General features: G+C 34.9%; 22 protein-coding genes. 19 read left to right on the plus strand and 3 right to left on the minus strand.

Features of this window, described 5'->3' with window-relative positions; genetic code table 11:
• The first annotated feature begins 210 nt into the window (after positions 1–210).
• Positions 211–2,838 carry an aminopeptidase N gene (gene pepN, locus J3U24_RS04600; protein WP_267337057.1) on the plus strand — a complete coding sequence of 876 codons (2,628 nt, stop codon included), beginning with the start codon at positions 211–213 and terminating at the stop codon, positions 2,836–2,838.
• Positions 2,839–2,951: 113 nt separating this feature from the next.
• A complete protein-coding gene (locus J3U24_RS04605) occupies positions 2,952–3,284 on the plus strand; it encodes a rhodanese-like domain-containing protein (protein WP_065563609.1) in 333 nt (110 codons plus the stop codon).
• A 31-nt stretch (positions 3,285–3,315) separates the two neighbouring features.
• Here the strand turns inward: J3U24_RS04605 and J3U24_RS04610 are convergent, their stop codons facing one another.
• Entirely contained in the window at positions 3,316–4,164 is an 849-nt protein-coding gene (locus J3U24_RS04610; RefSeq protein ID WP_220225705.1) for a MetQ/NlpA family ABC transporter substrate-binding protein, read from the minus strand.
• Between the two features lie 182 nt (positions 4,165–4,346).
• Here J3U24_RS04610 and J3U24_RS04615 point away from each other — a divergent pair, with 182 nt between their 5' ends.
• The 15 genes from J3U24_RS04615 to J3U24_RS11560 all read left to right on the plus strand — a co-directional run bounded on the left by J3U24_RS04615 (position 4,347) and on the right by J3U24_RS11560 (position 19,314).
• Entirely contained in the window at positions 4,347–5,483 is a 1,137-nt protein-coding gene (locus J3U24_RS04615; protein ID WP_267337058.1) for an amidohydrolase, read from the plus strand.
• Between the two features lie 13 nt (positions 5,484–5,496).
• Positions 5,497–6,540 (plus strand): methionine ABC transporter ATP-binding protein, encoded by a 1,044-nt coding sequence (locus J3U24_RS04620; RefSeq protein WP_267337059.1) that lies wholly within the window; start codon positions 5,497–5,499, stop codon positions 6,538–6,540.
• Entirely contained in the window at positions 6,540–7,238 is a 699-nt protein-coding gene (locus J3U24_RS04625; protein ID WP_267337060.1) for a methionine ABC transporter permease, read from the plus strand. Before J3U24_RS04620 ends, J3U24_RS04625 begins: the two co-directional genes overlap by 1 nt.
• A 264-nt stretch (positions 7,239–7,502) precedes the next feature.
• Complete coding sequence (mlaF, locus tag J3U24_RS04630; RefSeq protein ID WP_081299570.1) at positions 7,503–8,321, plus strand: phospholipid ABC transporter ATP-binding protein MlaF; 819 nt, start codon at positions 7,503–7,505, stop codon at positions 8,319–8,321.
• Positions 8,321–9,100 (plus strand): lipid asymmetry maintenance ABC transporter permease subunit MlaE, encoded by a 780-nt coding sequence (mlaE, locus tag J3U24_RS04635; RefSeq protein WP_267337061.1) that lies wholly within the window; start codon positions 8,321–8,323, stop codon positions 9,098–9,100. The genes mlaF and mlaE overlap by 1 nt, the downstream gene beginning before the upstream one ends.
• Before the next feature lie 11 nt (positions 9,101–9,111).
• Positions 9,112–9,684, plus strand: coding sequence for an outer membrane lipid asymmetry maintenance protein MlaD (gene mlaD / locus J3U24_RS04640; RefSeq protein WP_065563613.1), 573 nt, complete (start codon positions 9,112–9,114; stop codon positions 9,682–9,684).
• Between the two features lie 2 nt (positions 9,685–9,686).
• Positions 9,687–10,328, plus strand: coding sequence for a phospholipid-binding protein MlaC (gene mlaC, locus J3U24_RS04645; protein ID WP_065563614.1), 642 nt, complete (start codon positions 9,687–9,689; stop codon positions 10,326–10,328).
• 6 nt (positions 10,329–10,334) lie between these two features.
• Entirely contained in the window at positions 10,335–10,607 is a 273-nt protein-coding gene (locus J3U24_RS04650; protein WP_065563615.1) for an STAS domain-containing protein, read from the plus strand.
• A 76-nt stretch (positions 10,608–10,683) separates the two neighbouring features.
• A complete protein-coding gene (locus tag J3U24_RS04655; protein WP_065734681.1) occupies positions 10,684–10,941 on the plus strand; it encodes a BolA family protein in 258 nt (85 codons plus the stop codon).
• 89 nt (positions 10,942–11,030) lie between these two features.
• Positions 11,031–13,058, plus strand: a complete 2,028-nt coding sequence (gene prlC / locus J3U24_RS04660) for an oligopeptidase A (protein ID WP_267337062.1) — start codon at positions 11,031–11,033, stop codon at positions 13,056–13,058.
• On the plus strand, positions 13,045–13,776 hold the full coding sequence (locus tag J3U24_RS04665) for a class I SAM-dependent methyltransferase (RefSeq protein ID WP_267331803.1): 732 nt from the start codon (positions 13,045–13,047) through the stop codon (positions 13,774–13,776). The genes prlC and J3U24_RS04665 overlap by 14 nt, the downstream gene beginning before the upstream one ends.
• 15 nt (positions 13,777–13,791) lie before the next feature.
• The gene (gene rsuA, locus J3U24_RS04670; RefSeq protein WP_267337063.1) at positions 13,792–14,481 is read left to right on the plus strand and encodes a 16S rRNA pseudouridine(516) synthase RsuA; all 690 of its coding nucleotides are present in this window, start codon (positions 13,792–13,794) and stop codon (positions 14,479–14,481) included.
• 82 nt (positions 14,482–14,563) lie between these two features.
• Entirely contained in the window at positions 14,564–15,805 is a 1,242-nt protein-coding gene (locus J3U24_RS04675; protein WP_220225695.1) for a Bcr/CflA family multidrug efflux MFS transporter, read from the plus strand.
• 2 nt (positions 15,806–15,807) lie between these two features.
• The gene (locus tag J3U24_RS04680) at positions 15,808–16,329 is read left to right on the plus strand and encodes a gamma carbonic anhydrase family protein (protein ID WP_065734685.1); all 522 of its coding nucleotides are present in this window, start codon (positions 15,808–15,810) and stop codon (positions 16,327–16,329) included.
• 105 nt (positions 16,330–16,434) lie between these two features.
• A complete protein-coding gene (locus tag J3U24_RS11560; protein ID WP_416380474.1) occupies positions 16,435–19,314 on the plus strand; it encodes a DNA translocase FtsK 4TM domain-containing protein in 2,880 nt (959 codons plus the stop codon).
• 58 nt (positions 19,315–19,372) lie between these two features.
• Here the strand turns inward: J3U24_RS11560 and J3U24_RS04695 are convergent, their stop codons facing one another.
• Entirely contained in the window at positions 19,373–20,536 is a 1,164-nt protein-coding gene (locus J3U24_RS04695) for an MFS transporter (RefSeq protein ID WP_267331804.1), read from the minus strand.
• A gap of 256 nt (positions 20,537–20,792) precedes the next feature.
• Between J3U24_RS04695 and J3U24_RS04700 the strand changes: the two genes are divergently transcribed.
• Both J3U24_RS04700 and J3U24_RS04705 read left to right on the plus strand, forming a co-directional pair.
• Entirely contained in the window at positions 20,793–22,637 is a 1,845-nt protein-coding gene (locus J3U24_RS04700) for a beta-glucoside-specific PTS transporter subunit IIABC (RefSeq protein WP_267337064.1), read from the plus strand.
• A 10-nt stretch (positions 22,638–22,647) separates the two neighbouring features.
• Positions 22,648–24,051, plus strand: a complete 1,404-nt coding sequence (locus J3U24_RS04705; RefSeq protein ID WP_267337065.1) for a glycoside hydrolase family 1 protein — start codon at positions 22,648–22,650, stop codon at positions 24,049–24,051.
• A 340-nt stretch (positions 24,052–24,391) separates the two neighbouring features.
• Here J3U24_RS04705 and metB read toward each other — a convergent pair whose 3' ends face one another.
• Complete coding sequence (metB, locus tag J3U24_RS04710; protein WP_220225690.1) at positions 24,392–25,576, minus strand: cystathionine gamma-synthase; 1,185 nt, start codon at positions 25,574–25,576, stop codon at positions 24,392–24,394.
• Between the last annotated feature and the right edge of the window lie 156 nt (positions 25,577–25,732).

The following is a 25,732-nucleotide window of genomic DNA, read 5'->3' on the forward strand; positions in this document are numbered from 1 at the left end:
ATAGATTAATTATCTAATAAGATTATTTTTAATACGCTATAATAGCCAATAAAGATATTTTGATAAATTAATCCATATCTATTCCAAAATGATTAATATTGATAATTCATTTACTTTTATCTGATTAATAAATGAAAGTGAAAGTAATTAAGACCTATTTTGATGAATTCAAATACATGATCAGCGCATCACTTTAGAAGGCAAAGAAAAATGAGTACAACTGATATCCAACCAATTGCTAAATTTCGTCATGACTATAAAACACCCGACTTCACGATTACTGATATTGACCTCGATTTTGATTTAGCTGCAGAAACAACTACAGTTATCGCTCGTAGTCATGTTATTAATAAAAATCCTCAAGCTGACGATTTAATTTTAGACGGTGAAGAACTTAAATTAGTTTCAATAAATATTGATGAGCAACCTTGGAGTGATTATCAAATCACAAAAACCGGATTAATCATTAAAAATGTCCCATCTGAATTTACTTTAACCATCGTCAACGAAATCAAACCAATTGATAATACCGCACTTGAAGGACTATATGTTTCAGGTGATGCACTTTGTACACAATGTGAAGCGGAAGGTTTTCGTCATATCACTTACTACCTTGATAGACCAGATGTATTAGCTCGTTTTTCAACTCGAATTACTGCCAATAAAAAACAATATCCTTTTCTATTATCTAATGGAAACCGCATTTCACAAGGCGAACTAGCCGACGGTAGACATTGGGTTCAATGGCAAGATCCATTTCCTAAACCAGCCTATTTATTCGCATTAGTAGCTGGTGACTTTGATATATTAAAAGATCACTTTATTACCCGCTATAATCGAAAAATTGATTTAGAAATTTATGTAGATAAAGGTAATTTAGAGCGTTCACAATGGGCAATGACCAGTTTAAAAAATGCCATGCGCTGGGATGAAAATCGTTTCGATTTAGAATATGACTTAGATATTTTCATGATTGTGGCTGTTGATTTCTTCAATATGGGCGCAATGGAAAATAAAGGACTAAATATTTTCAATTCTAAATATGTCTTAGCTAAACCTGAAACCGCGACAGATGACGATTATATTGGAATTGAATCCGTAATTGGTCACGAATATTTTCATAACTGGACAGGTAATCGCGTTACTTGTCGAGACTGGTTCCAACTCAGTTTAAAAGAAGGGCTAACTGTTTTTAGAGATCAAGAATTTACTTCTGACCAAGGACTTAGATCGGTAAAACGTATCAGTGATGTCAAACTACTACGAACCGTACAATTTGCTGAAGATGCCAGTCCTATGTCTCATCCTATTCGCCCTGAACAAGTAATTGAAATGAATAATTTCTATACTGTTACCGTATATGAAAAAGGTGCAGAAGTTATACGTATGATGCATACATTATTAGGTGAAAAAAACTTTCAAGCAGGGATGAAACTCTATTTCAAACGACATGATGGAAGTGCTGCTACCTGTGATGATTTTGTTGCTGCTATGCAAGATGCATCAGGCATTGACTTAACACAATTCAAATTATGGTACAGCCAATCGGGCACCCCAATTTTAACAGTAACTGACAGTTACGATCCTCAAAATCATCAATATACCCTAACTGTTGAGCAACATACGCCAGCAACGCAAGATCAAAGCCAAAAACAAGCACTACATATTCCATTAGATATTGAACTTTATCAACATGATGGCGAAGTGATTAGATTGCAATATCAAAACAAATCTATACATCATGTATTAAATGTAACACAAGCAAAACAACAATTTGTATTTGATAATATTAATGAAAGACCAATTATATCTTTATTGCGTGATTTTTCAGCACCGGTAAAACTCAATTACGATTACCAAGATGGTGATCTTATATTCTTGATGCAACATGCTAGTAATGCTTTTAGTCGTTACGATGCTGCGCAAATGTTATTAGCAAAATACGTGCGCTTGAATGTTAGTCATTATCAACACAATCTACCAATGACTTTCTCAGAGCGAGTATTAGACGCTTTTAGAGGTATTTTATTATCTGACTTTGCTGAACCTGCACTTATCGCACAAATATTGACATTACCTTCAGAAAATGAATTAGCAAATCTGTTTGATATTATTGATCCGATTGCGATTTATCAAGCACGCCAATTCTTATTAGGAGTGTTTGCTAATGAACTTTATGATGAGTTAACAGCGGTCTATCATCATAATCAAACAGCTCAATATCATATTGAACATTCAGATATCGGCAAACGTATGCTGAAAAATTGTTGTTTATCATTATTGGCTTATGCTAACGATAAACAGCAAGTAGATGTCTTAGTCAAAAGACAATATGAACAAGCGAATAATATGACAGATTCATTAGCTGCACTTACCACAGCGGTGAAAGCACAGCTTGATTGCCGTCATACTTTACTTGTCGATTTTGATAATAGATGGCATCAAGATGGTTTGGTTATGGATAAATGGTTAGCCTTGAATGCAACAAGCCCTGAGCAAAATGTATTATCAACAGTAAAAAAACTACTCAATCACCGCTCATTTTCACTGAATAATCCAAATCGGATTAGAAGCCTAATTGGTGCTTTTGTAAATAATAATCCTGTCGCTTTCCATGCAGAAGACGGTAGTGGTTATCATTTCTTAGTAGAAATATTAACAGAGTTAAACCAAAAAAATCCACAGGTGGCATCACGACTCATTGATCCTCTTATCCGTCTAAAACATTATGATAAAGATCGTCAGAAAAAAATGAGAGCCGCTTTAGAAAGTTTATTGAAGTTGAATAATTTATCTAAAGATCTTTACGAAAAAATTAGTAAGGCTTTAGCTGCATAATAAAATCCCATCTTGTTACTCGTTAGCAAGATGGGATTTTTAATAAAAAACACATAAAATTGCGTTCAAAAACCCCGTTCCTCAACTTTTTTTAGATAGAATGAGTTTGAATAATGTCAATAATAAAAGAAATAACACCTTTACAACTAAAACAACAGATCGATAATAACGTACCGCTTTTTTTACTTGATGTACGCGAACCTAATGAAGTAGAAATATGTGCAATAGCGGGAGCAATACATATTCCTATGAATCTCATACCACTTTATTTAGATAAAATCCCAGATGAAATTGATATTATTATTTATTGCCATCATGGTGTAAGGAGTCTTAACGTTGCAAGTTACTTGGTTGAAAATGGATTTGATTGTGATTTTCTCTACAATCTAACTGGTGGCATTGACGCTTGGGCTAGAACTGTTGATACCAGTATGCCTAAATATTAAAAAGCCCGCATTTAAACGGGCTAAATGATCACTATTCTTGTGGCATAACCCAATAACCATTTTGATTATGTGTTTGCATGTAATCTTTAAATTGTTGTGATTGGTAAATACGCTTTATATCTTTTGCCCATTGACTATTTTCATTACCTTCATTAACTACAACCATAATTTCTAAATCAGGAATAATTGTTTCAGACAAAAGTGCTTTTTTCGAGTCAATATTAGCGGAATAAACGATACTGCCTGGAATAACGGCGAAATCTAACTCATTTAAAACTCTTGGAATATTGGCTGAATCCATTTCAACAATATCAACACCCGCAATATTTTCGGCAATATCATTTTTGCCGACAATAATTGGATTACTATTTGGTTTTAACTTAATCCATCCAGCTTTTTCCAACAAGTTGTAAGAACGTGCTGCATTTGATGCATCTTGAGGAATTCCAATTTTAGCACCCGGAAAAACATTTTTTATCGACGTATACTTATTCGAAAATATTGCAGCGGGAACCGAAGGTACATGCACCACTGGTTTTAAATGAGCTTTGCGTTGACTATTAAACACATCCATATATGCAGTATGTTGAGCTACCGTTAAATCAATACTGCCTTCACTTAATGCCACATCTGATTCTAATAAATGTGGAAAATTAACTAACTTAACTTTATAGCCTTCTGATTCTAGTATTGGTTTAACCGCATCATTAAACAGATCATTGTACGGTCCTGGTGAAACGCCCATACTGATCTCTTTTTTAGTTTGATTATCGGTTTTCGATGATGAGTTATCACATGCTGTAATAAAAAAAAGAGAACTAAATAAAGCTAACACCACAACATTATTAACTAATTTTTGCTTGATGAACCTCATTTTCATTTGAACTATCCTCAGTGAAGTGTAAATTTTAAAACTACTCTAACACATAAAAAATAATTCATTTATTCCATGTAATTCTATCTTATAACTTTTTGGAATAAGTTATAAAAAACGATTATTAGAGCCAAAATATCAGCTGTGCTACTGTAAAAATATCAATATTTTTATCAATTGGACTTACCATGACAAAAGCTATTGCACCTATTATCGAGCAGCTTTTTCTCGACTTACATCAAAATCCAGAGCTTTCAAATCAGGAGTTTGAAACAACCAAAAAATTAAGGTATTACTTAGAAAAAGCGAATATTCGCATATTAGAGCTAGGCGCAAAAACTGGTGTTATTGCTGAAATTGGTTCAGGCTCACCAGTCTTAGCCTTAAGAGCCGATATTGACGCCCTACCCATTTTTGAACAATCAGATTGCCAATACCGTTCAACCCAAAAAGGAGTAATGCATGCTTGCGGTCATGATCTGCATACTTCTGTTTTAATGGGAGCAGCTTACTTATTGAAAGCCAATGAAGAGCATTTGAAAGGAACGGTTCGATTACTTTTTCAACCGGCTGAAGAAAATTTTAGTGGTGCATTACATTTCATAGAAATTGGTGCGCTTAATGGCGTTGATGTTATTTTAGGAATGCACAATAATCCTAATTTAACCATTAACCAAATGGCTTCACGAGCTGGCCCCTTTTCAGCAAACGTTGACCGAATTGAAATCACAATAAAAGGTGTTGGAGCCCATGCGGCAAGGCCTGAGTCAGGTATTGATCCAATTGTTATTGGTTCACAAATTATTAGTGCTATCCAAACAATATCAAGTCGTACAATAAGTGGGCTTGATGCTGTGGTTGTCAGCATTACAAAATTCTTAGGAGGGAACACATGGAATGTCATTCCTGAAATTGTTGAGATGGAAGGCACTGTAAGAACGCTAACTCCTGATATAAGGTTAAAAGTCAAACAACAATTAAAAAGCATTGTTGAAAATATTGCACTTAGCATGGGAGCCAAAGCAGAGTTGAGATGGTTTGATGGCCCGCCATCAATCATAAATGTTGCTAAGTGGGTCGATTTTTGTCAAAAGATTGCCAAACAACAAGGTTATGACGTTGTTGATTTTCAACCGCAACTTGGTGGTGAAGATTTTGCCCACTATTTGCATCATGTACCTGGCGCATTTATCAATCTTGGTTCACAAAGCCCTTATGCTTTACATCATCCAAAATTTTTAGTTAATACTGACATGATTATGCCAGCAGCCAACTATTTAGCCAATCTCGCTAAGCAAGGATTAATTGAAGTAGCACAACATTGATAGGTATCACATAATGATAAAATTTGAAAATGTATCGAAACAATACGAACGAAATGGAGTTACCACCCAAGCATTACAAAACATCAACTTAACTATCCAAAAAGGCGATATCTACGGCATTATTGGTTATAGTGGTGCAGGAAAAAGTACGCTAGTTCGTCTGATAAACTTTCTTGAAAAACCAACTCAAGGCAATGTTGTTATTCAAAACCAACCATTGAATCAGTTATCAAACTCTCAATTACGCCAAGTTCGCCGTAAAATAGGCATGATTTTTCAACATTTCAATTTACTTGAATCCAAAACCGTATATGAAAATGTTGCGATCCCTCTAGTTCTCATCAAAAAAGATAAACAAACGATTAAAAAGAAAGTTCATGAACTGCTCGAATTTGTTGGATTAAGCGATAAAGCTAATAGCTATCCTAAAGAGCTATCAGGTGGGCAAAAGCAACGTATTGGAATTGCTCGGGCCTTGGCGAACGATCCCGATATTTTGCTTTGTGATGAAGCCACATCGGCACTCGATCCACAAACTACTCAAGCTATTTTGGAATTAATAAAAAAAATTAATGATAAATATAAAATAACTGTCGTTCTAATTACCCATGAAATGCATGTAATACAGCAAATATGTCACAAAGTAGCAGTTATGGAAAAAGGTAAAATTATCGAACATGGCAATGTACTTGATGTTTTTGGTCATCCAACGCATAAAACCACACAAAAATTTGTTAGTTCAGTTATTAATGACCAAATCCCTGAAGGTGTTGTTGAAAATCTGTTAAAAATTGAGGGTGATAAACATAATATTAAGTTGTTTAAGCTTGAATTTTTAGGTCGTTCGGCCTCAGAGCCAGTTATGAATGCATTGATCTTACAGCAGAAAGTAGTAGTGAATATTTTATTTGCCCATATGTCTGAAATCGAAAAAACGGTATTAGGCAGTATGTTTGTTCAATTAAAAGGAAGTGATAATAATATCGAACAATCGGTGCAATTTCTTCGCGAAAATGGTGTTAACGTTACAGAAATCAAACATTTGGAGAACAACTAATGGAAATAGTCAACGATTTTATCAATTATATAAATACTAATTTTCTAACCAGAGTAACCGTTGAGCAATATGCACAAGCATCATTAGACACATTATATATGGTTGTTTTTTCATTAATATTAGGCGCATTAATCGGCGTTCCATTAGCGATCTGCTTAGTCACCACCCGACCATCTGGTTTACTCGAAAATAAACGGGTTTATCAGATTATTAACCCAATTATTAATTTTGTTCGCTCATTACCTTTTATTATTTTACTCTTTTCACTTCATTCATTTACTTACTTTATAGTTCGCACATCAATCGGTACGACAGCTGCAATTGTGCCCTTAACTTTTTATGTTGCGCCTTATATTGCTCGGCTTGTTGAAAACTCATTATTAGAGGTAAAAAGTGGTATTATTGAAGCAGCTGAATCGATGGGCGCAACGCCAGTACAAATTATTTGGCACTTTATGCTACCAGAAGCATTTAGTTCATTGATTTTAACTTTCACAACCGCCACAATTGGTTTGATTGGGGCAACAGCAATGGCAGGGGCTATTGGCGCAGGTGGTATTGGAGATGTCGCCTATTCGCAAGGTTATCAACGTTTTGATGATACCGTCATTTATATCTGTGTTATGATCTTAGTTATTGCAATACAAATTGTACAAAGCATTGGCAATTATTTGGCACGCAAGGCAAGACACGAATGATCCCAAATAATAAAACCCTATTGCAACACTTTATACTGGCGTTTATTTCAAAACGCCACTATTTACTACAAAAAATCTATAAATATAATTCAATATTCTCATATAGTTAAAATATTAAAAAAGTTTTAGCATAAAATGACGAACAAATAAATTCAGCATATTTTATGATTACCATCACTAAATCAGCTACTTGGTTAATACATTTGTTTATTTGTAATAATCAAGTAAAATAACCGACATTTAATTATGGTAGTGTAGGAACTCATTGTGACCAACACATTACAACAAAATCTGGTCGAAATACACGATATGTCTTTTTATCGTGGGACTCGTCCAATTTATAAAAATATGAACTTGACGGTTCCCAAAGGCAAAGTTACCGCAATTATGGGGCCATCGGGAATAGGTAAAACTACACTATTAAGACTGATTGGCGGGCAACTTAAGCCACAATCAGGTCAAATTCTATTTGATGGTGAAGATATACCTAGTATGACTCGTTCAAGGTTATATGAAGTCCGTAAAAGAATGAGTATGTTATTCCAATCTGGGGCTCTATTTACTGATTTATCAGTATTTGATAATGTTGCTTATCCATTAAGAGAACATTTTAATTTACCAAAACCTATTTTACATAATTTGGTATTAATGAAATTACAATCAGTAGGACTTCGTGGTGCAGCTAACATGATGCCTTCAGAACTATCTGGTGGAATGGCACGGCGGGCAGCATTAGCCAGAGCAATAGCACTCGATCCTGATCTAATCATGTTTGATGAACCTTTTGCTGGGCAAGATCCTATATCCATGGGCGTAATTGTCAAACTTATATCTGAAATTAACCAATCACTTGGATTAACCTGTATTGTTGTTAGCCATGATGTTAGTGAAGTATTAAGTATTGCCGATTATGCCTATATTGTTGCTGAACAACATATTATTGCTGGCGGTACATCTGAAGAATTACGCAATAATGATGATTTACGAGTAAAACAATTCCTTGAAGGATTAGCCGATGGCCCAGTACCATTTCATTATCCTGCGGATGATTACAAATTAGACCTAAGTAGAGGTGCAAACTAATGTTAAACTTAATTGCAAAACTTGGGCGATCAATAATCAATATTATCGCGATGCTAGGTCGCTCAGGCGTAATGCTATTTGGTGCACTTATCGGTAAACCTCAATTTGGCAAACAATTCCCATTACTTGTTAAACAATTTTACTTTGTCGGTGTACAATCGCTATCAATTATTATCGTATCCGGTCTTTTCATAGGAATGGTACTAGCACTACAAGGTTACTTCATTTTAACCACCTTTGGTGCTGAAGCCAGTTTAGGGATGCTAGTCGCACTTGCGCTGTTGAGAGAACTTGGGCCTGTAGTAGCAGGATTACTATTTGCAGGTCGTGCCGGCTCAGCGTTAACTGCTGAAATTGGTCTAATGAAGGCCACCGAGCAATTATCAAGTATGGAAATGATGGCAATCGACCCATTAAGACGAATTATTGCACCACGATTTTGGGCTGGATTTTTCTGTATGCCGTTTTTAACAGCAATTTTTGTCGCTGTTGGCATTTTAGGTGGTGTATTAGTAGGTGTTGATTGGAAAGGTATTGATGCAGGATTTTTTTGGTCATCCATTCAAAGTAATGTCGATTGGTGGCACGATTTAGGCAATTGTTTTGTTAAAAGCTTTGCATTTGCAATCGCTAGTACTTGGATTGCTCTATTTAATGGCTATGATTGTGTGCCAACATCAGAAGGAATCAGTCGGGCAACAACGAACACCGTTGTCTATTCATCATTAGTTATTTTGGGGTTAGATTTTATTTTAACCGCATTAATGTTTAGTAATTGAGGTCATTAAACATGAGTCGTAAAGTTGAAATTACAGTAGGGTTATTTATGGTGCTGGTTATCTGCTCAGTGCTATTTTTATGTTTTAGGGTTACCGATCCAACGTCTTTCGCTCGTCATAACTCCTACCGTGTTTATGCTGTATTTGATAACATTGGTGGATTAAAAGTAAGATCACCAATTAAAATTGGCGGTGTAGTGATTGGTCGTGTAAGTAATATTAGTCTTAAATCAGAAAAAGGTGCAACGTATAAACCTTATGTCACTATGGATTTAGATGCTCAATACAATAGAATTCCAAGTTCTAGCTCACTTTCAATCAAAACTTCTGGCCTATTAGGTGAACAATTTATTGATATCAATTTTGGATTAGATCAAAGCATTGAACATGAACTTGATTCATTAGATTCTGATACCACTACAACAACGAGTAATAGTAATAATAAACCAGCTTATCTTATAGATGGTTATGTCATTAACAATACAAAACCAGCCATGGTGATCGAAGACTTGATTGGACAATTTTTATATAGCACTGGCGGATCATCAGATAAAAAACAAGATACCAATGATAGTAAGGAGTAACTATGTTAACCAAATTTAAACAAGCCCTTTTTTTAGTACTTGCATTAGTAATAAGTTCTTCAGCATTTGCAAACGATCCTTATAACGATATGCAAGTTGCTGCTGACAAAATATTTAGTACGATGAAAGCTCAATCAGCATCAATTAAGTCAAATCCAAATAAACTTAAAGATATTGTAAGAGCGGATTTATTGCCTTATGTCCAAGTTAAATATGCAGGCGCATTAATTTTAGGTGATGCTTATAAATCAGCAACTGACGCACAACGAACAGCTTATTTCAAAGCTTTTGAAAACTATTTAGTTCAAGCTTTTGCTCAAGCACTTTCTATGTACAACGGTCAAACTTACCAAGTTGAAGCACCAAAAGATTTAACTAACAAATCACTTATTTCAATTCGCGTGCTTTTAAATCAGCCAGATAAAAATCAACAACCTATTCGTATCGATTTCCAATGGCGAAAAAATACAGTAACAGGTGAATGGAAAGCTTATGACTTAACAGCTGAAGGAGTAAGCATGGTTACTACTAAACAAAACGAATGGGCAGCTATTCTTCGCCAAAATGGAATAGATGCATTAACCAAACAATTAAATGATCTATCCAATCGCAAAATTGATCCAAACGCTAAACAAAAAGGTTAGTTCATTATGTCGCGAATCCAAGCAGAAAAACAACAAAATGCACTTAATTTAATCGGTGAACTTGATTTTCACTCTTTAAATGATTTATGGATTGCTCAAGATACACTATTAAGCAATGTAAGCCATATTGATGTATCTAAAGTAACACGGGTTGACTCTTCTGGACTCGCGACGCTTGTCTATTTTTGTAATCAATATAATGTAAAATTGACTGGGATCAGCCCACAATTACAAACACTAATTGAGCTTTATGATTTGCAAACAGTGATTAATCATTAAAAATGATGCAATTTGAGAGCTCAAAAACCCCGTTCCTCAACTTTTTTTATAAAATAGTTAATACTGAGTTTAAATAATGGATAAACAAGAAATTATAGCTAAATTAAAAAATTCACTTAACCTCGACGATGTGCATGTAATGACAAACGACGGCAGCCATTTTCAAGTTATTGCCGTTGGTGAAATGTTTGCTGAATTAAGCCGTGTAAAAAAACAACAAGCTATTTATGCACCATTAGCGGAATTTATTAATGATAATCGAATCCATGCATTATCAATCAAAACCTATACACCGACTGAATGGCAACGTGAGCGAAAATTAATGGGTTTATAATTACCCTCCATGAACATAAAAACTTGAATAAAGTTTTTTTAGCCACATGTTTTATAAATAAACATAATCATTGCATAAGGTATTCCAGAATGACTAACCCACTATTAAGTAATTCATCATTACCCCTATTTTCACAAATCAAACCTGAGCATGTTTTACCAGCGATTAAAGAGACATTAAACAATTGTCGTAAAACGATTGAATCTGTGCTTGAACAAAATAGTGAATACACTTGGGATAATCTAATTCAACCCATTGATGAAATGGATGAAAAATTTAGCCGAGCATGGTCACCGGTTAGTCATCTTAATTCAGTGAAAAACAGCCCAGAACTACGTGAAGCATATGAAGCTTGCTTACCTTTGCTATCTCAATACAGTACTTGGGTAGGACAACATAAACCACTATATAATGCCTATAAACAACTTAAAGATAGCAAACACTTCGAAAATTTAAGCAAAGCACAAAAAAAAGTAATCAACAATGCATTGCGGGATTTTGAATTATCGGGTATTGGATTGGCAGATGATAAGCAAAAACGTTATGGTGAAATTGTTGCCAAACTTTCAGAATTATCATCTCAATATAGTAATAATGTATTAGATGCCACTATGGGCTGGTCAAAATTAATCACGAATATTGAAGATTTATCCGGAATGCCTGAAAGTGCCTTAGCCGCAGCTAAAGAACAAGCTAAGGCAAAAGAGCAAGATGGTTGGTTATTAACGCTCGATATTCCAAGTTATTTACCGGTAATGACTTATTGCGATAATCGAGATTTACGATTTGAACTCTATCAAGCATACAATACTCGAGCGTCTGACCAAGGACCTAATGCCGGTAAGTGGGATAATACAGAAATCATTAAACAAATTATATCGCTTCGAGCTGAACTTGCTCAGTTACTTGGTTTTGACACATATGCCGATAAGTCATTAGCAACTAAAATGGCTGAAACTGTAACGCAAGTTACCGCATTTTTAACCGATTTAGCAACCAAAGCTAAACCACAAGGTGAAAAAGAATTAACCGAACTTAAAAGATATGCTTATGAGTATTTTGGTGCAAGTGATATCAAACCATGGGATATCGCTTATTACAGCGAAAAACAAAAACAACATCTTTATACCATCAATGATGAAGAACTTCGTCCATATTTTCCAGAGGATCGAGTTATTAGTGGATTATTTGAAGTCGTTCGTCGTATTTTTGGCATTACTGCAAAACAGCGTCATGATGTTGAAGTTTGGGCACCTGAGGTAAAATTTTACGATTTATATAATGCCAATGGTGAATTAAAAGGTAGCTTTTATCTTGATTTATATGCTCGTGAACATAAACGCGGTGGTGCTTGGATGGATGATTGTATTGGTAAAATGCGTTTTGCTGATGGCCATATCCAAAAACCTGTTGCCTATTTAACATGTAATTTCAATCGACCAATCGGTGATAAACCAGCATTATTTACTCATAATGAGGTAACCACATTATTCCATGAATTTGGTCATGGACTACATCATATGTTAACTGAAATTGATGTGTCATCAGTGGCTGGTATTAATGGTGTTCCATGGGATGCCGTTGAATTACCGAGTCAATTCTTAGAAAATTGGTGCTGGCAGCCTGAAGCTTTAGAATTTATTTCAGGTCATTATCAAACTGGCGAACCATTACCACAAGAAATGCTAGAAAAAATGCTTGATAGCAAAAACTTCCAAGCTGCATTATTTATTCTGCGTCAGTTAGAATTCGGTTTATTTGATTTTAAATTACATAGCGAAAAAACACCTGATATTTTAGAAACTTTAAAACAAGTCAGAGAACAAGTTGCAGTAGTACCAACCGTAGATTGGGGACGATTCCCTCACGCATTTAGTCATATTTTTGCAGGAGGTTATGCCGCGGGTTATTACAGTTACCTATGGGCTGAAGTTTTATCTGCTGATGCGTTTTCTCGCTTTGAAGAAGAAGGTATCTTCAATGCAAATACAGGTAATGCTTTCCTAGATAATATATTATCTCAAGGTGGCAGTGATGAACCAATGACATTATTCAAAAATTTCCGTGGTCGTGAACCGCAACTTGAGGCATTACTTCGTCACTATGGTATCCACTAAAGTTAACACTGCTCAGCTCAAAAAGTTAGCTGAGCAGTGGCTATTCGAGCATCCTGATCTTCCATTTACTCTCGTTAATCAAAACAATCAACTTGAGTTACAAAAAACTGATGAACCTAAATTAGGCGCAATCGCAGTTAATTTTGTGTCTGGAGCGATGGCACATCGTCGTCAATTTGGTGGTGGTCGTGGTGAAGCGATAGCTAAAGCTGTTGGCGTTAAAGGTAATTATTTACCCACTATTATTGATGCAACAGCTGGATTAGGAAGAGATGCATTCGTATTAGCTTCTATTGGTTGCCATGTTACTATGTTTGAGCGACATCCTGTTGTTGCTGCCTTGTTAGAAGATGGGCTTAATCGTGCTTATCAAGATCCAATCATTGGTCAGCAATTACAAAAACTGTTACATTTAATTTATAATTCAAGTTTACTTGGGCTCAATTCACATCAAGAAAAACCTGACGTTGTTTATCTTGATCCGATGTTTCCGCATCGACAAAAAAGTGCATTAGTGAAAAAAGAGATGCGCATTTTTCAACAATTAGTTGGTAACGATCTCGATGCAGAAAGCCTACTTGAACCCGCAAGACGATTAGCTAAAAAACGCGTTGTGGTTAAACGACCTGATTATGCACCATTTTTAGCCAATCAAAAACCAACGGCAGAAATTAAAACTAAAAATCATCGTTTTGATATTTACACACCATGTTTATAGGAATAGTATTTGAATATGCGACTGGATAAATTTCTAGCTCACCATCTAGGGGTAAGCCGAACAATAATCAATAAAGAACTGAAAGCCCAAAAGGTAACTGTTAATGGAACTGTTGTAAAATCTGGTGCTTACCATATCTCAGATGATCAAATTGTAGAATATGATGGTTTCGAAATTATACCTATTACCGAAAATCGTTATTTCATGCTCAATAAACCACAAGGTTATGTTTGTTCTACTGATGATCCTGATCATCCAACTATCCTCTATTTTATTGATGAACCTATGTCTGAAAAGCTGCATTCAGCAGGTCGACTGGATTTAGACACCACTGGGCTAGTTTTATTAACCGATGATGGTAAGTGGTCACATCGCATTACTTCTCCTAAACATCATTGTGAAAAAGTTTATCAAGTAACCGTTGAGCAACCTCTTAATAATGATCTTATTGAGATATTTAAACAAGGTATTCAGCTAAAAAGTGAAAAAACACTTACTCAACCAGCTAAATTAGTTATCCTTGATGATTACCATGCAGAACTTACAATAAGTGAAGGCCGATATCACCAAGTGAAACGAATGTTTGCAGCTGTAAATAACCATGTCACCCAGTTGCATCGTAAACAGATTGGCAATATTATTCTTGATATACCTGAGGGCGAATACCGCCCTCTTACTCAAGATGAGATCAATTCGTTTAATTAGCCGTTTGATTCTTAACTAATGTTTTCTTTTACTAGGTTTTATTGTTAAAACTTAGTAACTTTGTATCCAAAGGAATGACAACGTGCAAACACAAGAACCACAAGTAGAAATTAAAGTTTCTAAACAAGCACTTATCTTTATTCTTGGTTTCATTTCAATGTTAATGCCATTATCTATTGATATGTATTTACCAAGTATGCCAACTATTGCGAACAAATTTAATGTCGCCGATTCAACTGTGCAGTTGACAATCAGTTTCTATTTATTAGGATTTTCATTAGGTCAGCTTTTGTTTGGTCCACTCACCGATAGTTACGGACGAAGAAAAGTTTTAACTGCTGGACTAATTATTTTCATAATTGCAGCATTATGTTGTGGTCTTGCTGCTAATATAAATCAGTTAATCACAGCCCGATTTTTTCATGGAATAGCAGCATCAGCAACCACTATTGTTATTAATGCACTAATGAAAGATATCTATCGCGATCGTGATGATTTTTCTAAAATGATGTCTTTTGTAACATTGATATCGAATGTTGCCCCATTACTCGCACCGATTATTGGTGGTTTTATTCTTTATTGGTTCGATTGGCAAGCTAACTTCTATGCGCTCTGCTTAATGGCGATTATTTGTTTTGCATTAGTAACAATCAATATCCCTGAGACATTAGCCAAATCCAAACGTGATAAATTCAGTATAATTCGAATTTTAAGCAACTTCATTGCCCTATTTAGACATAGACAAGTGTTTACTTACATGATGATTGGTGCATTTTCCGGAGCCGGATTATTTTCATTTCTAAGTTTAGGACCATTTGTCTATATGAACTTACATGGTGTTGCATCAACCAATTTCGGCTATTACTTTGCTATTAATGTTATGGTCATGGTTTCAATGAATACACTCAATAGCCGTATTGTAAAACGGGTTGGTTCTATTAAGATGATACAGTTAGGCTTACTCCTCCAATTTATTACAGCTATAGGTATGGCTACAGTGAGTATATTTGACTTAGGTTTTGTCTTTTTAGTGGCATGTATTGCTGGTTATATCGGTTGTATTTCAACCATAGGTGGTAATTGCATGGCTGTAATACTCGATTATTATTCTCATATAGCAGGCACAGCCTCCTCGCTTGCAGGCACAATCCGCTTTGCCGTCGCTGGTGCTATCGGAGTCTTACTTTCAACACTCGTTTCAACTCATAATACAGCAACTGTTACGAATAATTTAACAGAATGGCTAATGGTTGGCTCAATGGTTATCTGTAACTTTTTTGCGGCCGGATTGTTTTTGAGTGTCAAAAATATAAAAAGGAATTAACCATGATTTATCAATTAGAAAATCTAAAACCACAAATTAATTCTAAGTGTTTTATTGCTAAATCAGCAGACATCATTGGTGATGTTATTTTAGAAGAAGGCGTATCTATATGGTTTAACGCAGTTTTGCGAGGTGATATCGCAACGATTCATATTGGTAAAAATAGTAATGTTCAAGATAACAGTACTATTCATACAGAAACTGACATTCCCTGTATTGTTGGTGAGAATGTCACCGTTGGCCATAATGTTATTTTGCATAGTTGTAATATTGAGGATAATAGTTTAATTGGTATGGGAAGTACTATTTTAAACAATGCTAGAATTGCCAAAAACTGCCTAGTAGGTGCTAACTCACTAGTTACACATAGTCTGCCTTATGAGGAAGGTTGTTTGATTATGGGATCTCCAGCTAAAATTATTCGTAAACTCACAGATGAAGAAATTCAAGCAAATATTAAAAATGCTCAACATTACGTGTTGAATGCAAAAAGATTTAATCAAACCTTAACGCTATCGAATTAATAGTTGCTAATAAATTAGTTTTTATACACCTTTCACGCTATGAGTAGGTTCAATTTATGATAAAATACTCAAAATTTTTAATTAAGATAGTTTTTAGGTACGTGTTTGAAAAAATCTAAAATTACAAGAAGACAGATTGTTGCACAATTAATTCTATTATCATTAATAGGCTTATCTGTTTACTTATTTTTATCACTGTTTACTTATAACCCATCAGATCCTGGCTGGTCACGTACAGCTTGGCACTATCCTATTAGCAATTTAGGCGGTTATATTGGTGCATATATTTCTGATATCTTATTTCAGTTTTTTGGATTAATCGCCTATAGTTTACCGGTTATTATTATCTTTTTTTGTTTACAATTAATGGGTTACTTTTACCGTCATGCCAGTGATCCTATTAACTATTTTAGTGTTTCATTCCGAATTATCGGCATTTTAGCTTTTGTACTTAGTTGTTGTGGTTTTTTTGCTCTTAATATTCGCGATCCAGAACAATTCCAAGCAGGTGGTTATTTAGGTTCGATAGTAATTGAAAGCCTTCTACCTGTTATGAGTAGCTTAGCTACCTCTCTAGCTTTGCTTGCAACAACACTAGCATGTATTACGCTTTTAACTGGTTTCTCTTGGCTTTATCTGTTTGAAAAAATTGGTGCTTTAGTTATGTTCATCTTGTCACCAATAAAATGGTTATTTACTCCGGATAAAGTTTCACAACCAGCTGATTCGAATCAAGAAGACAAATTAACAACAGAAAAACAGCCACAGTTTGATCTACCTATTGATGTTGATACTAGCGATAATATTGACTCAACCAAATTGGCGACAGAATCAGATATTAGTACAACTAAAGCTATTTCATTAAAAGATGATGAAGTATTTATAAAAACTGCTGCTCAATTATTGCAATCTATTGAGGCAAATACATCTCCTAACGAAACCAACCAACCGACTAACGATATATCTAAAAAAGAAATGGATCCTGACGCGATTTTAGCGCGAATGGAAACTATTTTGAAAAATATGAATGAAAGCACCACGAGTGATATGAGTTCAACAGAATCTGATGGAGAAATTAATAGTCGTGAGGTCTTAGAACCTTTTGAAGAAGATAAATACGCTATTGCCGATGCACCAAGTAAACCTTTATTCACTATGGAGCATAATGAGCCAAAAATTAATCTAAATCATATTGCATCTCAAGATTCAGTTGATCCAATTGTAATCGAACCTTTAGCGGAAACATCACCAAGTATTACACCTGAATATCATAATACTAATGATATTCCAGCCGAATTTGAGATACCCGAAGATGTTGATATATCACTTCTTAAAGAAGAAAATCCTCTCATTGATGACATATATCAAAATGAGGTAGTAAACGAATCAAATGAACAACAAACTAATAATGAAATAAAAGAAGTTATGGATGAGGATGAGGAAGAAAGCCTTATTCATCCTTTGCTAAAACGCAATGATAAGCCTTTACCAAAACCAACAACGCCGTTACCTTCGTTAAATTTATTAACGCCACCACCAACAACTCGAATTGAAGTTGATCACGCGGCATTAAATGCAATGTCAGAGCAAATCGAAAAAAGCCTCTCTGATTATCGAGTAAAAGCTAGAGTTGTCGATTATTTACCTGGCCCCGTTATTACTCGCTTCGAAATTGAACTTGCACCAGGCATTAAGGCAGCAAGAATTTCGACACTTGACCGAGATTTAGCTCGCTCATTATCAATGCCTTCAGTACGGGTGGTCGAGGTTATTCCAGGTAAACCGTATGTCGGAATTGAATTACCAAATAAAAATCGACAAACTGTTTATTTCAGAGAAGTATTAGATAGTCCACAATTTAAAAATGCACAATCTCCTTTAACAATTGTATTAGGAAAAGATATCGCAGGACAATCAGTGGTTGCAGATTTAGCTAAAATGCCACATTTATTGGTTGCAGGAACGACCGGTTCAGGTAAATCAGTAGGTGTTAATGCCATGATATTAAGCATTTTATACAAATCACAACCTGAAGATGTTAGGTTTATAATGATTGATCCTAAAATGTTAGAACTATCTATCTATGAAGGGATTCCTCATCTATTGACCCAAGTAGTAACTGATATGAAAGATGCGGCTAATGCACTTAACTGGTGTGTTAATGAAATGGAGCGTCGCTATCGATTGATGTCAGCATTGGGCGTTCGTAACATTGCTGGTTTTAACGAAAAAATCAAACTTGCCGAAGAAATGGGACGACCAATTCCAGATCCTCTTTGGAAACCCACTGATAGTATGGATCTTGAAATGCCAACGCTTGAAAAACTTCCATATATTGTGGTTATGGTGGATGAATTCGCCGACTTAATTATGGCCGTTGGAAAAAAAGTCGAAGAGCTCATTGCACGGCTTGCGCAAAAAGCTCGAGCGGCTGGCATCCACTTAGTGCTTGCAACCCAACGCCCATCAGTTGATGTGATTACTGGTTTAATCAAAGCCAACATACCAACTCGAATAGCATTTACTGTTTCAAGCAAGATTGATTCACGTACAATCTTAGATCAAATGGGGGCTGAATCACTTCTAGGTATGGGTGACATGCTCTATTTAGCACCCAATAGCTCAATTCCTATTCGTGTTCATGGCGCATTTGTACGTGATGAAGAGGTTCATGCAGTTGTACAAGATTGGAAAGCGCGTGGCACACCTAAATATATCGAGAATGTAACAGTTTCAACTGATGATAATGAAGGTAATAGCTTTGATATGACCGACGAAGAACTCGATCCACTTTTCGATCAAGTAGTAGCATTTGTGGTTGAAACCCGTCGAGCATCAATATCAAGCGTCCAACGCAAATTTAGAATTGGTTACAATCGCGCTGCACGAATAGTAGAACAAATGGAAGTTGAAGGCATTATAAGTGCGCCAAGTCATAATGGTAATCGCGAAGTACTTGCACAAGCATCACCTAATGATTATTAGGCTAAATTTCAATAGTAAACCATTTAACTAATAAGATAGTGTGTCACTATATAAAATTTTAAGTGGTCTGCTTTCTAAATTTTAACCAGTAAATCATTGATAAAATTGCGCCTATTATTGCTATACCGGCTAAGGCAAAATAGGCGATTATCATCGACCATTTCAAACTAATTATTCCAACAATAATTGGAAATAGAGTCATACCTAGTGCATAAATAGCTTGAAATAATCCCATGGCAGCAGAACGAGCATACGATGGCACATCTATCATCGCTTCAAAATTTAAAAACGAAAATAGTATACCAGTCCCTATACCAGGGATAATTTGCAATAGAAGAATAATATAAACAGAAGAGACCTGAGGTACTAAAATACAATAAAGTGCTAGTAATAGAAAAGATAAAATTACCCAGCTTGAAATTCTCATCAGATTAATCCACTTAGTCGCCCCCAATTTAGCAAATAGAACTGAAGATAACATATAGACAATTGAAGAAATGCCAATTAAAAAGGCATTCCCCCCTAAATCACTCAATATCTGATTAGTAAAAGACATTGTGGTAGACATTTGAATGCCTTGCTGAATTAAAGCAAGAAATGAGAAAAACAATAATTTTCGATTACATAATGCGCTAAACAAAAGATGATAGTTAAAATCATGATGGATCTTTTCCGGATATTTTAGCTTTATTGCTAAAATAAAAGCCAATAACCCACTAAAGCAACTAAGTACACAAATTCCTACCATATGAATATAATCATACAATAATGTACTTGTTAAAAAGGCTAAAAACACACCTAGATTATTAACCATTATAATTAAACTAGTTGCATACCCTTTTTTAGATTTAGGATAAAAACCTAAAAAAAGCACCATAAAAGAGATCCACATTGCACTGGCGAAACCTGAAATTATATTACCAACGAGAAAACCAGTTCCATTCGGTTCAATAATACGAATCACCGATGCAATTCCAGCAAAAAAGGTGCCTAATACAATAAAAATTTTATGTTTCTCTTTTACATTGGCTAATAAACCAACCGGCAATCTTAAGAATAATTGCGAAAATCCATAAGCACTGACCACCATTCCGATCATAGTAGTCGATATATTTATCGCCGCAAGATAAGGGGTTTGATAAGGAATATAGATATATTGCGCATACCAGAAAAAAAACACAATACACAACAATAAATAAGACTTCTTCTTGGCTGACTTCATTTATCCACAATTTTAATACTGATAATTTTTTGTTCTAAAAATATATCTAAATAAATTATTTAGCAATAATTATGACAAACTTGTCTAAGTTTTTAAACTATGCTAGCTTGAAGTGAATTAAAAAGTGATAAAAATTGATCTTACTAAATTCATAATACAAACATCTTAACTTTATGATTTATATAATAATGATTTTTTTTAGTGTATTAAGCTTTTTTATCAATGAATAACCATTCTTTAAGTAATGGAGAAAATAATGGACTATCAAAAAATTGCACAGCAAATACTTGAATTAGTAGGCGGTAAAGAGAATATTATCAACTTAACACACTGCTTTACTCGCTTACGGTTTCAATTAAATGACAGTAAAAAAGCTAATCGCGAAAAATTATTACAGACAGAAGGTGTGATTTCCGTTGTTGAAAGTAGTGGACAATACCAAGTAGTATTAGGCAATAAAGTCACCAAAATTTATGAGCAACTCCTCCCTCTAATTGGCGAGTTAGAACAAAGTAATCAAACGGAACCTAAAGTTTCATTAGGGGTAAAAATACTTAATGCTTTTGCAGCTATTTTTACACCAATCATCCCAGCTATTGCAGCATCAGGTATGTTAAAGGGAATTTTAGCTATAGCGGTTATGATAGGTAATTATTACTATCAAACTGATATCAAAACTTATAACACCTACACGATTTTACATGCTGCATCAGATGCAGTTTTCTACTTCATGCCAATAATACTTGGCTATACCGCTGCTAAAGTATTTAAAGCTCATGAATTTATATCGATGATAATTGGTGCAACATTATGTTATCCATCAATTGTCAATTTAATGGCTAGTAAAACTGAAGTCACTCTATTTACCATTGAATTAACCAAAGCAAGTTACACGTCTAGCGTTATCCCAATTATATTAGCGGTATTTATTTTAAGTTATGTACAAAGATTTTTGGAATATATTATCCCTGAAGTATTAAAAATTATCATGGTGCCAACTTTTTCATTACTTATCATGATACCAGCTACTTTACTTATTTTCGGTCCTATTGGCATCTATATTGGCGAATTTATAAACTGGATCTATTACTACATTATGGGCGTTAGCCCTATATTATTAGGAGCATTTATTGGTGGTGTATGGTGTATTTTAGTCATCTTTGGCGCACATCGTGCTATTGTACCAATCGGCATTAATGACGTAGCTCAAACTGGACGCCAGAACTTACTTGCTTTCGCTGGAGCGGCGAACTTTTCACAAGCTGGAGCCGCATTAGGTGTATTTTTCAAAACCAAAAATAAAAATTTAAAAACCGTTGCCGCATCGGCAACAATCACAGCCTTGTTCGGCATTACTGAACCAGCGATTTATGGTGCTAACTTAAGATTGAAAAAACCAATGATTTGTGCGGTTGTGTGTGGTGCACTTGCTGGAGGATTAATGGGTTGGGGAGGATCTTATGGTACAGCCTTTGCCAACCAAGGGGTATTAACAATACCTGTTTATGCGGAAGCAGGTACAAAAGCGTTCTTATGCTATTTAATTGGTATAGGCTTTGCATTTTTTGGTTCATGCATTATGACGATGATTGTTGGATTCAATGACATACCAAACGAAGAAGAATCAAAGACAATTCGAACTCCATTAACCACTGATACAACTATTCTATCACCTGTTGAAGGCGAGGTAATCCCTTTAAATCAAGTCAAAGATGAAGTATTTGCTTCAGGAGCGATGGGCAAAGGGATAGCGGTTTATCCTAAGGTAGGAGAAATAGTTGCTCCAGCAGATTGTACAGTATCAGTACTCTACCCTACTTTACATGCTATTGGTCTAACATTAGATAATGGTATTGAACTGTTGATTCACATTGGAATTGATACCGTTAAATTACAAGGTAAATATTTTCAATCCTATGTACAAGCAGGTCAACACATTACAAAAGGAACCAAAATAGTTTCATTTGATATTGATAAAATAAAAGAATTCGATTTAACGACTTCGGTTATTGTCGCTAATTCGGATCAATATAAAAATATAGAATATTGTCAAGAAGATCACGTCAGTAAAAAAGACAATTTATTATTTATTCAAGTTTAGAGGTTAATATATGAAAGCTTTTGCTAAGGATTTTTGGTGGGGAGCATCATCTTCTGCCTTTCAAATTGAAGGTGGATGGGATGCTGATGGAAAAGGGATGACCGTTGCTGATTATAACTCATTTCAACGCTCTGCAGTGCAAGCCGATAGCAAAGTTGCCAGTGATTTCTATCATCATGTAGAGAGTGATATTGCTTTGTTTAAAGAATTGGGATTAAAGACTTATCGTTTTTCAATATCATGGGCACGTATTATTCCTGATGGGGACGGTGAAATAAATCAAGCTGGGATTGATTTTTATAATCGAGTAATTAACGAATTAATCAAAAATGATATCATTCCATTTATTACCCTTTATCACTTTGATTTACCATTTGCCTTAGTTGATAAATATAATGGTTGGCAAGACCGCTGTTGTGTCGATGCGTTTAGGCGCTATGCTCAGGTCTGCTATAAAGCATTTGGTGATCGGGTAAAAAACTGGCAAATCAATAATGAACAAAATTTGATGATTCGTGTTAATGAACGAATGAACATGTACAAAGTCGCACCAGCCGACACAGAAAAAGTGAGAGCTCAAATGGATTATCACATGTTTGTTGCTCATGCGATGGCAACAAATGATTGTCATGAACTAATTACTGGAAGCAAAGTAGGACCAGCGGTATCATCCACCATGACCTATCCTGCAAGTAATAAACCAATGGATGTTTGGGCAGCTAAAATGAATGATAATTTTAAAACTAATTATGCCCTAGATATGTACTGTTTTGGTGATTATCCGGGATACTACAAACATTATTTGCAACGTTGTGGTATCTACCCTATTACACAACCAGAAGATGCCGGAATATTAAAAAAAGCTAAACCTGATTTTATTGCCGTAAATTACTATCGAACATTAGTCGCAAGCTATTTATCGGAAGATGATGCTCATCCATTTGGCACTAAAGAAAAAGATATTGATTTCGATCTATATGGCTATTTCAAGATCGAGAAAAACCCAAATTTAACCGCTTCTACTTATGGTGCACAAATTGACCCGATGGGGTTGAGACTAGTATTAAATGAATATTATCGCCAATATCGTTTACCATTAATTATTACTGAAAATGGATTAGGTACTCCAGATACATTAACTGCTGACAATAAAGTACATGATGATTATCGAATTGATTATATCAAATCGCACATATTAGCTTGTCATGATGCAATTGAAGATGGGGTTGAACTATTTGGATATTGTCCATGGTCAGTAATTGATTTACTAAGTTCTCATCAAGGTTTCAAAAAACGTTATGGCTTTATTTATGTTGATCGAGATGATCATGACTTAAAAACACTTAATCGAATTAAAAAAGATAGTTTTTATTGGTATCAGCAAGTCATCAAAGACAATGGTATTAAAGATTAAAAACAGGGATGGGCTTTAAAAAAGCCCATCATGATAGTTGTTGAAACAAACAGCTATACTGGAAATCATTGTTTGCCTAATCTTGTCATAACTTCAAATATGAACTACATCATTGTATTAGCCTGATAATAATTCAGTTTTATTCTAAATTAGATGATTTATAGATATGGAGTGATATTGAATTTTTGAGTTGAGGAACGGGGTTTTTGAGGCAAATATAAACACTAATTTAACCACTTTAGTTAATCAAAAAGTAAAATAGTGCATTATTATGAAAGTAAAGGAAAATAGGATTGATAAAATCAATTATTTCTCAATCCTATTGATCAGCAGATAAAATTTAGATTTGAGCTAGTGCTTGTTCTAAATCATTAAGAAGATCACTGATATCTTCAAGACCAACCGAAATACGTAATAATTGATCGGATATACCTGCGGTTTTACGTGCTTCAGCACTAATTCCTGAATGAGTCATAGTTGCAGGATGACAGATTAAACTTTCCACGCCACCAAGTGATTGGGCTAATGTAAATATATTGAGTGCATTTAAAAATTTCGGCATAACATTAGCATCACCTACTAATTCAAAACTTAGCAGTGAACCAAAACCTTTTTGTTGTCTTTTCGCAATATCATGTCCAAGATTTGAAGGTAATGATGGATGAAAAACTTTTGCAATTTTAGGGTGATTTGCTAAAAATTCTACCACTTTTTGCGCATTTTCTTGCTGTAATTTAACTCTTGCTGCTAGCGTTCTTAAACCACGTAATAACAAATAACTATCAAATGACGAGGTAGATGTTCCGATATTATTGGCCCACCATAGTACATCCGTTGCCAATTGTTGATCTTTAAACACCAATATTCCAGCGAGTAAATCTGAATGGCCATTTAAAAACTTAGTACAAGAATGGCTAACAATATCAGCACCAAGCTCTAATGGTTTTTGTAAAATTGGCGTCATAAAGGTGTTATCGACTAAAACCAAAGCACCAACCGCATGAGCTTGTCGAGTGATCGCTTCTATATCGACAACTCGTAACAAAGGGTTACTTGGTGATTCAATTAAGACTAATTTAGGTTTTAAGCTAAGTGCTTCTTTCAAAGCAACAGAATCTGATTGGTCAACAAATTTTGTTTTAAAATAGCCTTTTTGACTCAAACTATTAAATAATCGATAACTACCGCCATAACAGTCATGAGGCGCAACAACAACATCATTTGGACTAAGTAAGGCAACGCTAATTAGATGTATTGCTGACATACCGCAATTAGTTAAAATAGCATCCGCCCCACCTTCTAATTTAGCAACGGTTTCTTCGACTAATCGTCTACTTGGATTGGATTTGCGACCATAATCAAACTTCCTCGGTGTTGCAAACTCTTCATAACGATAACATGTTGAAGGCGTAATAACAGGAACTACGCTACCAAATTGATCATCTGTATTAATTCCACCACGAACAGCTATCGTGCCTTGGCTAAAATTAGCACCTTGTCTTAGATTTTTAGAATCACTAGCCATAACAACCTTCCTACCAAGCATTTTATATATCTAATAATTGTATAAGAATAGCACAATAAAAAAAGACGTCAACATGTCTAGACGTCTAACTATCTTGGTGTATAGATTGCAGCTAAATAAAAAAAACGCTAAAATTACCCACATTATTTGTGATGT

The sequence above is a fragment of the Gilliamella sp. B2785 genome (genome assembly GCF_026537005.1).
In the GTDB taxonomy this organism is placed as follows: Bacteria; Pseudomonadota; Gammaproteobacteria; order Enterobacterales; family Orbaceae; genus Gilliamella; species Gilliamella apicola_E.

What these genes read in the sequence shown, in the direction of transcription:
- J3U24_RS04680 (WP_065734685.1), top strand. Translation starts at nt 15,808, where the DNA reads ATGATTTATCAATTAGAAAATCTAAAACCACAAATTAATTCTAAGTGT.
- J3U24_RS04700 (WP_267337064.1), top strand. Translation starts at nt 20,793, where the DNA reads ATGGACTATCAAAAAATTGCACAGCAAATACTTGAATTAGTAGGCGGT.
- mlaD (WP_065563613.1), top strand. Translation starts at nt 9,112, where the DNA reads ATGAGTCGTAAAGTTGAAATTACAGTAGGGTTATTTATGGTGCTGGTT.
- metB (WP_220225690.1), bottom strand. Translation starts at nt 25,576, where the DNA reads ATGGCTAGTGATTCTAAAAATCTAAGACAAGGTGCTAATTTTAGCCAA.
- J3U24_RS04705 (WP_267337065.1), top strand. Translation starts at nt 22,648, where the DNA reads ATGAAAGCTTTTGCTAAGGATTTTTGGTGGGGAGCATCATCTTCTGCC.
- mlaC (WP_065563614.1), top strand. Translation starts at nt 9,687, where the DNA reads ATGTTAACCAAATTTAAACAAGCCCTTTTTTTAGTACTTGCATTAGTA.
- J3U24_RS04655 (WP_065734681.1), top strand. Translation starts at nt 10,684, where the DNA reads ATGGATAAACAAGAAATTATAGCTAAATTAAAAAATTCACTTAACCTC.
- J3U24_RS04615 (WP_267337058.1), top strand. Translation starts at nt 4,347, where the DNA reads ATGACAAAAGCTATTGCACCTATTATCGAGCAGCTTTTTCTCGACTTA.
- rsuA (WP_267337063.1), top strand. Translation starts at nt 13,792, where the DNA reads ATGCGACTGGATAAATTTCTAGCTCACCATCTAGGGGTAAGCCGAACA.
- J3U24_RS04650 (WP_065563615.1), top strand. Translation starts at nt 10,335, where the DNA reads ATGTCGCGAATCCAAGCAGAAAAACAACAAAATGCACTTAATTTAATC.
- J3U24_RS04625 (WP_267337060.1), top strand. Translation starts at nt 6,540, where the DNA reads ATGGAAATAGTCAACGATTTTATCAATTATATAAATACTAATTTTCTA.
- J3U24_RS04610 (WP_220225705.1), bottom strand. Translation starts at nt 4,164, where the DNA reads ATGAAAATGAGGTTCATCAAGCAAAAATTAGTTAATAATGTTGTGGTG.
- J3U24_RS04695 (WP_267331804.1), bottom strand. Translation starts at nt 20,536, where the DNA reads ATGAAGTCAGCCAAGAAGAAGTCTTATTTATTGTTGTGTATTGTGTTT.
- prlC (WP_267337062.1), top strand. Translation starts at nt 11,031, where the DNA reads ATGACTAACCCACTATTAAGTAATTCATCATTACCCCTATTTTCACAA.
- J3U24_RS04605 (WP_065563609.1), top strand. Translation starts at nt 2,952, where the DNA reads ATGTCAATAATAAAAGAAATAACACCTTTACAACTAAAACAACAGATC.
- J3U24_RS04620 (WP_267337059.1), top strand. Translation starts at nt 5,497, where the DNA reads ATGATAAAATTTGAAAATGTATCGAAACAATACGAACGAAATGGAGTT.
- J3U24_RS04665 (WP_267331803.1), top strand. Translation starts at nt 13,045, where the DNA reads ATGGTATCCACTAAAGTTAACACTGCTCAGCTCAAAAAGTTAGCTGAG.
- pepN (WP_267337057.1), top strand. Translation starts at nt 211, where the DNA reads ATGAGTACAACTGATATCCAACCAATTGCTAAATTTCGTCATGACTAT.
- mlaE (WP_267337061.1), top strand. Translation starts at nt 8,321, where the DNA reads ATGTTAAACTTAATTGCAAAACTTGGGCGATCAATAATCAATATTATC.